Annotated in this window: 1 protein-coding gene; it reads right to left on the reverse strand. The window is 46.7% G+C overall.

Features of this window, described 5'->3' with window-relative positions; genetic code table 11:
- Window positions 1-210: glycosyltransferase (locus ACRBG0_RS24575; protein ID WP_431489487.1), on the reverse strand; the 210-nt coding region annotated here is incomplete at its 3' end.

Genomic DNA, 210 nt, shown 5'->3' on the forward strand with positions numbered 1-210 from the left:
GCCGGCCTGGGCCGTTTCTATAATTTCCGGAATGCCGCCAACTTTTGTTCCAATGACCTGCATCCCACAGCATAAAGCTTCTAGTAGCGTGACCCCCTGGGTTTCGTAGTTGCTAAACAGGATAAAAACATGGTGTGATTGCATCTGTTGAGCCACTTCTTCTTCTCTAAGTGTGCCCATTAGGGAATAGTGTTGTCTTGAAAGCTGAAT

This window comes from Lewinella sp. (assembly GCF_050633125.1).
In the GTDB taxonomy this organism is placed as follows: Bacteria; Bacteroidota; Bacteroidia; order Chitinophagales; family Saprospiraceae; genus Lewinella.